Raw genomic sequence first — 12,364 nt, 5'->3', positions numbered from 1 at the left:
GAACGCTGGTGGTCGACGCAAGTAATGCGACGTCCGAAGCGCCCGATGAGGTACAGTACGATCCCGACTCGGGCCGGTATGCCGTCTTCGAGTGTCCGGACTGTAACAACGTCGTGCTCGCGGTCGGCAGTGATGACCCCCCGATGTCCTGTCACGATCAGCCGATGCAGCGGGTCCGAGACGTCGAGATGTCGGTCAATCCGCCGGACGTCAAGCAGGTACTCCTCGAAGCGTTTGGACTCCCGAAGGCGGGATTGGACATCTGTCTGTGTGTCATCGGCGAGGGTCCGCTGTCGGCAAACGAGGTGGCGGACGCCCTCGGATACGACCGGAGTACGGTCACTCGGTACCTCAACACCCTGGTCGATCTCGGCCTCCTCCGCCAGTCGGAACTCAACCGGGAGGGCGGCGGCGTCGTCAACGTCTATCACTCGGTCGACCTCGAACGGATGCGCCGGGAGACGCTGGTCGGTTTCTACGTCTGGGCCGGCGAAGCCGCCTCGCTCATCGAGGAGGCCAACATCACCAAACAGGAGTATCTCGACGAGAATCCCGACCGGGAACTCCCGGAGATATTCTGGGACTCGTTCCCGGACGACGACTGATCGCGCGTCGGCTTCCGCTCTCGCCTTCCACCCGGTCTCTGCGACTGCGGCCGGACCGATACCATCCGCTCGTCTCTCCCTCCCAATAGCGACTACTGCCACGGGGCTGTGATGTCGGACGGACGCGAGCGGTCGACGCCGCGGCCGTCGTCGCGCGCCCCTCGCTACGTTCTCTGGAGAACCTGTTCGGGCAGCCAATGCCACCAGCGAGCAGAGGACCGACGCGGGGAACACCCACCAGTGGGCGAGGAACTCCGGACAGGCACCCCCGCGGACAGCGGGAGCGACTGCAACACGCCGGATACGGCGGCGATCGTCCCCGGGACCGCCGCTATTGAGACGGCGAGACCGACTCCGTTCACGCGTGCTCAGGCAAGCAGCCCCGCGCCGAGGAACGCTCCTAACACGACGCCGTAGACGAGGTGGACCGTCCCGAACGTCACCATCATCTCTCTGTCGGGCTCCATCCCGATGACGACCCGCATCCAGAAGGCCATCCCGCCGATCATCAGCACGATCCCGTACACGAAGCCGAGCCCGATCGCGACCCCGAAAGAGCCGAGTGAGAGGCCCAGGAGCGGGACGCCGACCGCGAAGACCGCACCCGCCCCCACGCCATAGAGGAGGTGGAGCACCATTCCGGGGATCGCGTGGTTCGCGGGGTCGCCGCCGGCGAATTTCGCGACGAGCCCCGCCGTCGGGGGCGGGCCGCCGTCGCCCATCACCATCATCACAGCCGTCATCACGATCGTCGCCACGAGCCCTCCTGCCAGACCGGCGGTAACTGCTGCCATTGTTCCGTTCGAAGCGACGGGAGAGCAGTAGTAAGCGACGGCGCGGCCGGTGAATCGAACTGCACAGCCGGCAAACGGATTTATCATCGCGCGCCGTCGGCTGGGAGTATGAGCGACGACGCGGAGCGTCACGAGTACGAAGTTGTCGTCGTCGGCGGGGGTCCCGCCGGGATGACTGCGGCGCTGTACAGCACCCGACTCGGCCACGACACCGCGGTCGTCAACCGCGGCGGCGGCCGGGCAGCGATGATGCAGGAGGTACACAACCTCCTGGGGGTGAGTGAGGAGACCAGCGGCGGAGAGTTTCTCAAATTCGGCAAGGAACAGCTCGAAGCGTACGGGTGTGACATCCACCGTGATATGGTCACCACCTGCTCGCGGGCTGACGATCGGATCCACCTCTCGGGCAACTCCGGGAGGTACGCCGCCGAGCGGGCCGTGCTGGCGACGGGGTTCAACGACATCCGCCCAGACCCGCCGCTGCCCCGCACGGGTCGGGGACTTCACTACTGCCTCCACTGTGACGCGTATATGTTCGTCGACGAGTCGGTGTACGTGATGGGTCACGCCGAGAGCGCCGCGCACGTCGCGGCGCTGATGCTGAACTTCACCGACGAGGTCGACCTGCTCACCCGTGGGGCCGACCCCGAGTGGAGCGAGGAAACCGACCGGATGCTCGAGAATCATCCTATCGACGTGATCAGCGAGGACGTCACTGGCGTCCAGAACGGCGAGGACGGGTGGCTCAAGGCCTTGGAGTTCGAGGACGACACAGTCAGAGAGTACAAAGGCGGCTTCGCGATGTACGGTGCGGCGTACAACAACGGGCTCGCCCGCGAACTCGGCTGCGACATCAACGAGGACGGGTCGATCGACGTCGACGATCACGGCCGGACTTCAGTCGACGACGTCTACGCAGTCGGCGACTGTACGCCCGGTCACAACCAGGTTCCGGTTGCGCTCGGCCAGGGAGCGAAGGCCGGCATCGACGTCCACTTCCAGCTCCGGGACTTCCCGCGAGACCTCGACGCGATCGAGGAGCAGGGCCCGGTGCGTTCGGCGGCGGTTCCCGGCATCCCCGACGCGCTCCTCGAACAGGCGGTCGACTTCCACACTTACGGGGAGTGACTCGCCACGAGACTCTCCTCGTGGGCACCCACGTCGGCTCCCCGCGGGGCGAGCCGTAACGGCCGGTGATCAGAGCAGCACGCTGGTAAGAGTTCGGGGGGTCGACGTCGCGGCGGCGGTGGGAAACGCCCTTCTCGTGATCGCCGACATCGGGCCGGAGATACCTCCACCCGTCGCCCGCCGCCTCGCAGCGGCGCGTCCCCGGTCACCACCGTCAGCCGCCTCGCCGCGTCCGCCGCGCCGTTTACCGGGAGCGATTACGGGCGGACCACCCATAGTCTGAGTCTCCGTGAGGGTCGGCGGGTCGCCGCTGGCGGTGTCACCCCCGGGGGCGCTCGGGGAGGTAGACCGTCGCCGACTCGACGAGCCGGAGGAGGCTCGACGTGATTGCGACCACTGCGAGGCCGACGAGCACGACCCCGGCGGCCAGCAGCGCGGGCGGCACCGCCCCGGCCGCCAGCGCCCCGAACGCCAGGCTGATCCCGAACACCCCGAGGTAGCTCCCGAGGCAGAACACGGGCACGCCGCTGTAGGGGCCGCTGGCGGCCGCGTAGATCCCGGTAGCCACGCCCAGTACCGGAAGGACGACGAGGGAGGCTGCCGCTCTGGGCCCTGCAGTGGCGGCGTCGACCGCCACTGTTGGGTTCGGCGCGTATAGCGCGCCGATCACGACCGGGAAGCCGCCGACGAGCGCGGCGCCGCTGGCGTCACGACGATCGATTTCCGTCGTGTGTTCGAACAACACCTGGGAAGTATCGCGGATCGCTCTCGCTCGGTCCGTCGGTGCCTGATTACTCCTGTGCTCGCTCCATCTCGTAGCCCAGCCGGTGGGGCATAATGCTCAGCGCACGGACGATCCCCGCCAGCGCGAAGAAGATCCCCACCAAGATGTGGCCGACGCCACCGAGCTTGAGCCACAGCAGCGTCGAGGGCCACTGGTGGATCGCTGCCAGGGCGCCGTTGACCGCCGCACCACGCGTCCCGCCGCTTCCGCCGGCCAGACTGGTGTCGGGGAACTGCGTGAAGTAGTTCTCCAACAGCGGGTGGAACTGGGTGAGTTCGAAAACGAGCGCCGCACCGATCAACAGGTAGCCGACGGCGGCGAAGATCGCACCCACCATCAGCATCTTCTTGATCGATCCGACGGTCGACTCGATCTCCTCGAGGGGCAGACGACTCGGGTATTCCGTTGCCATACCTCTACTGACGGGAGGCTGATATAAGGTACCACACCGGGCGTGGGAGCGGATTACACGGTCGCGTGGTCGTTCTATATCCCCAGGTGCTGGATGTCCGTACAGACGGGCGTCGAGGGGCACGCGGGGACCCTCGTTCGACTCCTGGCGACACCTCAGTCCGGTGAACAGACCGGCTACGCCCCGACCCAAACAATGCGACGAGTATCTATGCACGACGACACGATCTGCGGACGGCGGTATCGGACGCGACTGACGAACCGAGCGCAGCATCCGGGCTCAGATCGCACACACGCGTGGAGGTATCGATGAGTCGGACTGACGCCGAGGCTCCCGAACGGGTCGCGACCTGGAGCGACCTCCCGGACCGCGAGCCGCAGCACACCCGGATCGAGGGCGTCGACCTGGTGGTCGTCAGATACGACGGCGAGGTGTCAGTGCTGTACGGGCGGTGTCTCCACCGCGGCGTGCTTCTGGGTGACGGCCACGTCGACGGCCACAACCTCATCTGCGGCGTCCACGGGTGGGACTACCAGGTCGACACCGGGATCAGCGAGTACGACAACTCCGAAGTCCTCGAGACGTTCACCGCGTGGGTCGAGGAGGCCGACGACGCCGTCTACGTCGACGCCGCGGAGGTGAAAGCGTGGGCCGCGGACAACCCCCAGCTCTACGCGGACCCCGACGACGCCGGGGCAACCGACGGGGCGATGCAGGCCGCCACCGATGGCGTCGAGGGCGGCGCGGTCTCCCCCGAGTTCTACGGCGAGTACGACGACGAAGCGGAGCCACACTCCGACTACATCCAGCACCTCGCCCAGCAGGGACCAGCGGGGATCGGCGAGCACGGGAGCGTGTCGGCGATGGGCGTCCCACGCTCCGAACTTCCGAGCTGGGACGACCTCCAGATCCTGACCGCACAGCTCGCCCGTCGCCCACTCGACGACGAGGCGCCGGTGGACACCGAACTCGTGATCGGCCCCAGTGCCGAGAACCCGCTCACCCTCGACATCCCGATCTTCGTGAGCGATATGAGCTTCGGCGCTCTGAGCGAGGAGGCGAAGGTCGCGATCTCGAAGGGGGCAGAGCTGGCCGGCACGGGGATCTGCTCCGGCGAGGGTGGGATGCTCCCCGAAGAGCAGGAAGCGAACTCCCGGTACTTCTACGAGTACGCCACCGGGAAGTTCGGATGGGACATCGAGAAGGTCCGACAAGTCCAGGCGTTTCACTTCAAGGCCGGTCAGGGTGCGAAAACCGGGACCGGTGGCCACCTCCCCGGCGAGAAGGTCCAGGGCCGGATCGCGGAGGTCCGCGACCTCGAACCCGGAACCGACGCGGTAAGTCCCGCCCGGTTCGAGGACCTGGAGCGTCCCGAGGACTTCGCCGCTCTCGCCGACCGGGTCCGTGAGGTCGGCGGCGGCATCCCCGTCGGATTCAAACTCTCAGCCCAGCACGTTGAGGACGACATCGACTTCGCGCTCGAAGCCGGCGCGGACTACGTCATCCTCGACGGTCGCGGCGGCGGGACGGGCGCCGCGCCCGACGTATTCAAGGACAACATTTCCGTGCCCACGATGGCGGCGCTCGCCCGTGCCCGCCGCCACCTCGACGCCCGTGGGCGGTCGGACGTGACCCTCATCGCGACCGGCGGGCTCCGGACGGAGTCGGATTTCATCAAGGCGCTGGCGCTCGGGGCCGACGGCGTCGCGGTCGCGAACGCCGCGATGCAGGCCATCGGGTGTCTGGGAATGCGGGCCTGCGATTCCAACAACTGCCCCGTGGGGATCGCGACGCAGCGCGAGGATCTCCGGAGCCGGATCGTCGTCGACGCCGCCGCCGACGGGCTGCAGAACTACTTCGCGGCGACGGTGAAACTGATGAAAGTGATGGCCCGGGCGTGCGGCCACGACAGCCTCTCGGAATTCGAGCGTCGCGATCTGACGACCTGGAAGAAGGACGTCGCCGAACTGACCGGCGTCGCGTACGCGGGTGTCGGCGACGGAAGTCGGACATAAAACTTCCGCCGGCGTGCGTAGCCACCCGCGATCAGCGATAGGATCTATGTCGTGGGTGGCAATCTCCTCATATGGCGACCGACACCAGTCACCCCGAGCAGACTCCCGACCGGACCGGCGTCATCCCGGAGTCGTACGCGGTGTACGTGACCGACGCGCGGGTCCACGTGTGGCAGTACCGTGTCAACGTCTCCGAACCCGAGGGAGCCTGGTACTTCGTCGAGACGCTGGACCGCGACAACGACCCCAAACTGTCGCTTGATCACGCCGCACCGATGCCACCCACCGCGGATGGCTACTGGATCTACAGCCGGACGTACAACTGTGAACTGGACTGTGAGTAGCGACCACGTGGACGGGCGATGGTCGAACTGGTAAGCGCCGCGGCGGACGGCCGGTTCACGCTCGAAGCGTGGCTGTGGAGGCAGTGAACCCGGGCCGAGTATGAACACCGACACCCTTCCCCACGTCGTCGACGACCCGGTCTACCGGCGGAGTGCGGCCGGTGGCGGCGACGCCAAGGTCCTTCGACACGACGGAATCCCCCCAGTCGAGTTCGGCTTCGGCACCCAGACGGCACGCGGCACTGACGAGTACACCACGACCGAGGCCCTGATTCGGAACGCCATCAGCTACGGAGCGCTCCCGGGCCTCTACGCACAACCCACGAGCGCTGCGGGATGATCTCGGCAATTGGGTGGACGACAGTCGCACTGCTGACGCTCGTCATCCTGCTCGCTGGAACGACGAACGGACTTGCCGGCTTCGGGTTCGCGCTCGTCGGAACGATGGCGCTCGCCACGGTGATCGATCCGGCAACGGCGGTCGTCTTTATGATCGTCCCGATTCTCGCGGTGAACCTCTCGCTGGTACGCGACCTTTCGCTCGACGAGCTTCGGACCTGCAGTCGGCGGTTCGGACCGCTCATCGGTGCAGCCCTGATCGGAACGGTCGTCGGGATGGCCGTCCTCAGCAGTCTCCCGACTGCGCCCCTGCGTGTCGGACTCGGACTGTTGACTCTCGGCTTCGTCGCGACCGCTCAGGAACGGATTCCTCTCCCGGACTGGTCTGCGGGTCGGGCCGGGGCGGCCAGTCAGACGCGAATCGGGATGCTCGGTGTCGGCGGCATCTCGGGACTGTTGTTCGGCGGGACGAACGTCGGGGTACAGCTCATCGCGTATCTCCGGAGCTTCGACCTCTCTCACGGATTGTTCGTCGGCGTCGTCGCTCTCGTGTTCCTGGGGCTCAACGGCATCCGCGTCGCCGTGGCGGGGCTACTCGGACTGTATCCGACCCGCATACTCCTGCTGGCGTCCGTCGGTGCTGCGCTTCCGGCAATCGTCGGGGTCGCCGTCGGGAAGCGCCTTCGGGCCGCCGCCAGCGAGCGTTCCCGCAGACTTGTCGTCCTCTCGCTCCTCACTGCCGTCGGATTTCGTCTGGTGGGTGGCGGACTCGGCATCGTTTGACGAGGGAGCTGCAGGACGGTTCCCACCGGCCAATTCACGTGAACACACCGCTGTTTCGCCTCGATTGACGGAATTCGGGAAGTACCGGTCCCCGTCTCTTGGAGTCGAGTGGCGATCGATGCCGGATTCCTCGGCTCGCTCGGCCGAGTCGCCGCGGGTGCTGTCGGGCGGCCGTGAGCGGATCAGTGAATCGGAAGGAGCGTCGAGAACGGCACGGTCCAGAACAACGCGTGACTGACCGCGGTCACCGCCAGGTTCTCGGTCCGCTCGTAGACGAACGCCCAGACGAGGCCGAACGCCCCTGTCGAAATCGCCGTGTAGACGAGGGGACCGGACGCGAACAGGTACGTCAGGGCGTGCATCAGCCCGAACGCGACGCCACTCACGAGGACGATTCCCGCGGTCCCGAGATGGGGCCGGAGCCGCCCCTGGACGATGCCACGGTACAGCAGTTCCTCGGCCGGTGCCGCAAACACGTACAGCGCGGGGACGGCGACCGCCCAGAGCACTGGCTGCTGGAGCAGTAACTCGGCGGTTCCGACGCTGCTGTGGCTGTGGCTCGGGACCGCGACCCCGAGTACCGGGAGGATCGTCGTGAGAACGGGCGTCATCGCAACAGCAACCCCCGGCAGCGCGACGATCCAGGCGACGTCCTCGACGGTCGGCCGGCTGAATTTCACGTACCGCGACCGGTCGTCTGCGGTGAGCAGATAGCCCACGGCGACCACGGCGAACCCGAGCTGGACGCCGATGTCAGCCACCGCGTATGCGTCGGTGTCTGCAATCCCCAGTGCGCCGCCGGCTAGTCGAAAGAGTATGACGCCTGCGAACGATACCAGCCCACCGCCGACCGCCAGTGCGAGCGCCGTTGCCACCGCTCTCGACGTCGCCATCCCCGGAACGACCGGGCTGCGCTCGGCGAAGACGCTCATACGGATCCAACACCGCCCTCTCCGGAACGAGCGTCCGCACGAACGGTATCACGCGGGAGCTGTTGTCGTGTCTCGATACACCGATCAGGGCTCGCGCGACTCGCCGAAAGCGAGGGCGCGTAGCGGGGCGTGTTCGAAACCATTCACCCGATCGATCGGCCCGTGTCATCTTGAATCGCTGTGACGTTTTGATCGGTTTTAGGGCCTGATACGCCCGTACACGAACGATTCGAGAGTTGTGTACGCCCGTACACGTGGCACGACCCCGAGGCCACCCACCGGTCCCACGCTGCTGCGGACAAACAGTTGCGGAGGCCCACGCTGCTGCGGACAAACAGTTGAGAAGGCCCACGCTGCTGCGGACCGCCAGTCACGGGGGAGTCACGGCTCCGCACGACGATCGACTGTGTGATACGTTTAATTGCGTGTTGTCACGTATTCCACATATGTCCGACAAGCCGGCAGCGCTGCTCACGAAGACGCAGCGGGACCGGGTGGACAACGATTTCCAGTCGGTCGACGGTGCCAAGCGCCGTCGCGACCAGCAGCGGATCCGCAGACGAGTCGCCGCTGGCGTCGACGATTTCGCCCACTTGGTCGAGTACCCGGACGAACAGCTCGAAGCCGCGTTCGAGTCCTCCGACGACGAACACCTCGTGCGAGCGCTCGCCGATATGCGAGTCGCTTCCGAGCGAATCCGCCTGTTGCACGGCGTCGAGCACGACGAGGTACTGCGCCGGGCCCGAACCCGTGCGCAGACGGCGGAGTGTCGCGATCGCTCCGTCTCCGAACTCGCGTTTCGGACGGAGGACGAAATCCGGCGAGCGGTCACCGCCGAACTCGAAGCCGAGTACGAGCCGGACGACTGGAAGCGTCGGTCGGAACTGGCGCTCAAAGCCGGGGCCCTGTTGGCTCTCCCCGGGGTGTCGCTGATTCCGATCCCGTACGGAGCCATCCCCCTCGGCATCGATGGAGCGCTCACGTTCGTCGCGCTGTTTTTCGCGGGACCGCTGCTGGCCTTTGGGTTAGGCATTCTCCTGCTCAGGAGCATCAGAGACGACATCGTCCCCGGGATGCGTGCATTCGGGACCGACCCCGTCGGAACGATCCGTCGACTGTGGAACCGGGTTTGAACCCGGCGGACCGTGTCACCCGTCGAGCGGCGATGTACACGCGGACGGGGAGTCCATTCCACACCTGAGACGCTCCAGATACTCTTGCTGCTCTTGCCCGAGACCGCTACTCGACTGCGGTCCGGATCTCACGGACCAGCCGGAGCACTGACCGCCACTGGGCCGTCGATCCCGGGATCTCCTCGTCGCCGCTGCCGACACGGTCGACGATCGCCGTCTGGACGGTTTCGGGGTCGTCGATCCGCCGAAACCGCAGGTCGCGACCGCCCGCGACTTCGATGGTGACCGTTCCGTACCCGAACGCCGAACCGGTGATCGACTGATTGTAAGCCGTGTTCTGTACCTTCTGGAGGCCGACCCGTCGGACCGTCCGTCCGGCCACGCCGCGTTTGAGCCAGAGCGCCCGCGTCGTGAGCAGGTACTCAGTCCGTCGAACCCGGAGGACGGCCCAGGCTGCGATCCCGACGCCGAGGACGCTCCCCGCGACCAGTCTCGGGTCGACGATCGCCGCCGCGGCGACCGCAAGACCACAGATCACGACCCCGATACTGACGCTCCCCAGGGCCGCCGAAAGCCGCGGTCGCCCCTGCCAGACGACGCGCTCGTCGCCCTGTTGGAACCACCAGCCGTCGCTCATCGCTCGTCGACCGAGGGCTGCTCGGCTGCCGTGTTGTCGGTGTGGTGCGCCCCGCCAGCGTGGTCGTCGGCCTCGTCATCAGTCACTGCGTGGCGGATTTCCCGCAGTTCGGTGAGGATTTCCTCCAGCACGTCGTCGGCGTCGGCTCCCGCCTCCGACGTGTTCTGTTGCCGGTCGTCGACCTCCTTCGCAATCAGTTCCTGCACCGACGCCGGATCCGGGATGCTCCGGAACTCGAGTTCGACGCCGGATCCGCCGGCCGTACTGACCTCGACGGAGCCATATCCGAACGACGAACCGAGGGCCGACTGCGAGTAGGAGATGTTCTGCACCTTGTCGAATCCGATCTGCTGGACGTCCCGCGAGAGGATCCCGCGCTTGCTGTAGAGTCCGCGGTCCGTGACGACGTAGTTCGTGTTCGTGTACTGGAGGTACGAACCGACGACGATGGGAATCCCGACGAGGACCAACGAGAGCGGGATCCCAACGACGAACGCGGGGACGATGCTGTACTTGTGGGGCGTACTCGCCCACAGCACCGACTCGTCGTCCTCGAGTGTGAGCCACCCGAGGTCGAGGTCGGTCGAATCAGCCGAACCACTCGACGGCGTGTCCTGGAGGGCCGTATCGGACATACGTTCGCCAACACGACCGAGTCACAAAACCGTAGCGACTGGTAAGTGACGATCGACGCGACATCTGTATCGAAGTTGCCGTCCACGTCACCGATGGAAACGACAGTTCGGCACTCCGCCAGATGGACCGACGGCGAGATGCAACTCCGCTCGGACCATACTCGTCTGCGCCGAGCGAACCGGAGATGGGTTCTGGACCTCACAGCCCGACTTCGCGAATACATATACGAGTCCACATTCAACGTAGCCTATGAGCGGTTCAAATCCCGAGCACGCGGGATGGTTCACAGGCCTCGATCCGGGGGATGTCGAAGCAGCAGCGACTGCAATCTCCGAAGGGGAAACCGGCGAGCCGCAAAACTGGCCGGAGCAAGCCGTCCAGTCGGGGTTCGCCGGCGACGAGGACGAGTACTACAGCGTGCTTCACGAGGCAACGCGCCGTGCGACCCGCGAGGCCGTCACCGAGCGCGAGCGCGCCGACGACCAGCAGTTGACACACGCAGTTAGCGCGATGGACGACGCCGAGCGCACCGCGAACGAACTCGCAGAACGCCTCGCGGAGTGGGCGGGTTCGCTCGAACGCGACGTTCCGACGGGGATCGAGGGGGCCCGCGCGGTGGCGTCGTGGTCGCCGGAGACGCCCGTGCAGGAGCGCGTCGTCTCGCTGGCAGAACGTGTCGTCGACCTCGATGCCGAACGGGCCGACCTCCGCTCGTTCGTGGAGTCACACGCCCCCGAAGTGGCGCCGAACCTCGCGGCGATGGCTGGCCCCGTGCTCGCGGCGCGGCTGATCGCCCTCGCCGGCGGGCTGGAGTCGCTGGCGAAGAAACCCGCGGGGACGGTACAGGTGTTGGGCGCGGAGGACGCGCTCTTCGCACACCTCCGTGGGCACGCCTCGTCGCCGAAACACGGCGTCATCTTCACGCACGAGTACGTCCGCGGGACGCCCACCGAAAACCGCGGGTCGGCCGCACGAGCCTTCGCAGGGAAACTCGCGATCGCGGCCCGGATCGATCACTACTCTGGCGCGTACAAGCAGTCGGTCCACGACGACCTCGACGACCGGATGGCGACCATTCGGTCGCGGGAGGCGGGCGAGTGAGCCCCTCGCTGCCGGACGGCGTCGAGCGACGGTCGTTCGACGGCCGCGAGCGACTCGCGACGCGAGGGGAGCCGGTGTACGGCGAACCGCAGGACGACGACGGCTGGCGGCCGTGGGACGCCGGCCGCTCGAAACTCGGCGCGATGCTCGAACTCGGTCTGGACCTCGGTCTCGACGGCGGCGAGCGCGTCCTCTATCTCGGTGCGGCCGCGGGGACGACCGTCTCCCACGTCGCCGACTTCGCCGGCCCGACCTACGCCGTCGAGTTCGCCCCGCGCCCCGCCCGGGACCTCCTCGACGTCGCCGCGTCCCGCGAGAACCTCTTCCCGCTCCTGAAGGACGCCCGCAAGCCCGAAACGTACGCGCACGTCGTCGAATCCGGCCTCGACTGCATCGTGCAGGACGTCGCGACGCGCGGGCAGGGGACCGTCGCGCTGCGGAACAACCGATTCCTGGCCCCCGACGGCCGGCTGTTGGCGGCGATCAAAGCGCGGAGCGAAGACGTGCTCTCGGATCCAGCGGACGTCTTCCCGGACGTCCTCGCGGATCTTCGAACCGAGTACGAGATCCTCGACACGCAGCGGCTCGATCGGTATCACGACGACCACCTCGCGGTGGTCGCCACGCCGAAGTGAGCGACCCGCCCGCTGCGCGAGACGTACGGGGACCGCCCCGGGGAGCACGGTTTGGCGAAGGCTTCGCCGCGGCCCGCGACCTATTT

15 protein-coding genes are annotated in these 12,364 nt (G+C 66.8%); 9 read left to right on the top strand and 6 right to left on the bottom strand.

The features are described from left to right. The first annotated feature begins 8 nt into the window (after positions 1-8). A complete protein-coding gene (locus BLU74_RS01545; RefSeq protein WP_089764388.1) occupies positions 9-605 on the top strand; it encodes a helix-turn-helix domain-containing protein in 597 nt (198 codons plus the stop codon). Between the two features lie 368 nt (positions 606-973). Here the strand turns inward: BLU74_RS01545 and BLU74_RS01540 are convergent, their stop codons facing one another. Continuing rightward, the gene (locus BLU74_RS01540) at positions 974-1,399 is read right to left on the bottom strand and encodes a hypothetical protein (RefSeq protein ID WP_175454528.1); all 426 of its coding nucleotides are present in this window, start codon (positions 1,397-1,399) and stop codon (positions 974-976) included. 108 nt (positions 1,400-1,507) lie between these two features. On the opposite strand from BLU74_RS01540, the gene BLU74_RS01535 reads away from it, so the two are divergent. Continuing rightward, the gene (locus BLU74_RS01535; RefSeq protein ID WP_089764386.1) at positions 1,508-2,527 is read left to right on the top strand and encodes an NAD(P)/FAD-dependent oxidoreductase; all 1,020 of its coding nucleotides are present in this window, start codon (positions 1,508-1,510) and stop codon (positions 2,525-2,527) included. Between the two features lie 319 nt (positions 2,528-2,846). Here the strand turns inward: BLU74_RS01535 and BLU74_RS01530 are convergent, their stop codons facing one another. Together BLU74_RS01530 and BLU74_RS01525 are read right to left on the bottom strand one after the other, a co-directional pair. Beyond that, a complete protein-coding gene (locus tag BLU74_RS01530; RefSeq protein ID WP_089764384.1) occupies positions 2,847-3,272 on the bottom strand; it encodes a hypothetical protein in 426 nt (141 codons plus the stop codon). A gap of 46 nt (positions 3,273-3,318) precedes the next feature. Further along, positions 3,319-3,723, bottom strand: a complete 405-nt coding sequence (locus BLU74_RS01525) for a hypothetical protein (RefSeq protein WP_089764382.1) — start codon at positions 3,721-3,723, stop codon at positions 3,319-3,321. A gap of 308 nt (positions 3,724-4,031) precedes the next feature. Here BLU74_RS01525 and BLU74_RS01520 point away from each other — a divergent pair, with 308 nt between their 5' ends. From BLU74_RS01520 to BLU74_RS01505, 4 genes are all read left to right on the top strand, one after another. Continuing rightward, entirely contained in the window at positions 4,032-5,738 is a 1,707-nt protein-coding gene (locus BLU74_RS01520) for a glutamate synthase-related protein (RefSeq protein ID WP_089764379.1), read from the top strand. 71 nt (positions 5,739-5,809) lie between these two features. Next, a complete protein-coding gene (locus BLU74_RS01515; RefSeq protein ID WP_089764377.1) occupies positions 5,810-6,082 on the top strand; it encodes a hypothetical protein in 273 nt (90 codons plus the stop codon). Positions 6,083-6,182: 100 nt separating this feature from the next. Continuing rightward, positions 6,183-6,422: a hypothetical protein gene (locus BLU74_RS01510; protein ID WP_394327855.1), complete on the top strand. Its 240-nt coding sequence runs from the start codon at positions 6,183-6,185 to the stop codon at positions 6,420-6,422. Next, positions 6,419-7,204 (top strand): sulfite exporter TauE/SafE family protein, encoded by a 786-nt coding sequence (locus BLU74_RS01505; protein WP_089764374.1) that lies wholly within the window; start codon positions 6,419-6,421, stop codon positions 7,202-7,204. Before BLU74_RS01510 ends, BLU74_RS01505 begins: the two co-directional genes overlap by 4 nt. Positions 7,205-7,386: 182 nt before the next feature. Here BLU74_RS01505 and BLU74_RS01500 read toward each other — a convergent pair whose 3' ends face one another. Further along, entirely contained in the window at positions 7,387-8,136 is a 750-nt protein-coding gene (locus BLU74_RS01500) for a CPBP family intramembrane glutamic endopeptidase (protein ID WP_089764371.1), read from the bottom strand. A gap of 446 nt (positions 8,137-8,582) precedes the next feature. On the opposite strand from BLU74_RS01500, the gene BLU74_RS01495 reads away from it, so the two are divergent. Further along, positions 8,583-9,269, top strand: a complete 687-nt coding sequence (locus BLU74_RS01495) for a hypothetical protein (RefSeq protein ID WP_089764369.1) — start codon at positions 8,583-8,585, stop codon at positions 9,267-9,269. Between the two features lie 106 nt (positions 9,270-9,375). On the opposite strand, the gene BLU74_RS01490 is transcribed toward BLU74_RS01495, so the two are convergent. Both BLU74_RS01490 and BLU74_RS01485 read right to left on the bottom strand, forming a co-directional pair. Beyond that, positions 9,376-9,906, bottom strand: coding sequence for a PH domain-containing protein (locus BLU74_RS01490; RefSeq protein WP_089764367.1), 531 nt, complete (start codon positions 9,904-9,906; stop codon positions 9,376-9,378). Then, complete coding sequence (locus tag BLU74_RS01485) at positions 9,903-10,541, bottom strand: PH domain-containing protein (RefSeq protein ID WP_089764365.1); 639 nt, start codon at positions 10,539-10,541, stop codon at positions 9,903-9,905. Before BLU74_RS01485 ends, BLU74_RS01490 begins: the two co-directional genes overlap by 4 nt. A 250-nt stretch (positions 10,542-10,791) precedes the next feature. Here BLU74_RS01485 and BLU74_RS01480 point away from each other — a divergent pair, with 250 nt between their 5' ends. After that, the gene (locus BLU74_RS01480) at positions 10,792-11,643 is read left to right on the top strand and encodes an NOP5/NOP56 family protein (protein ID WP_089764363.1); all 852 of its coding nucleotides are present in this window, start codon (positions 10,792-10,794) and stop codon (positions 11,641-11,643) included. Then, positions 11,640-12,278: a fibrillarin-like rRNA/tRNA 2'-O-methyltransferase gene (locus tag BLU74_RS01475; protein ID WP_089764361.1), complete on the top strand. Its 639-nt coding sequence runs from the start codon at positions 11,640-11,642 to the stop codon at positions 12,276-12,278. The genes BLU74_RS01480 and BLU74_RS01475 overlap by 4 nt, the downstream gene beginning before the upstream one ends. The last annotated feature ends 86 nt before the right edge of the window (positions 12,279-12,364 follow it).

Origin of the sequence: Halobellus clavatus (assembly GCF_900107195.1) — an archaeon.
Lineage (GTDB): Archaea > Halobacteriota > Halobacteria > Halobacteriales > Haloferacaceae > Haloquadratum > Haloquadratum clavatum.
The sequence above is the reverse complement of the archived record's forward strand: the minus strand, read 5'-3'. Positions and strand labels throughout refer to the sequence as shown.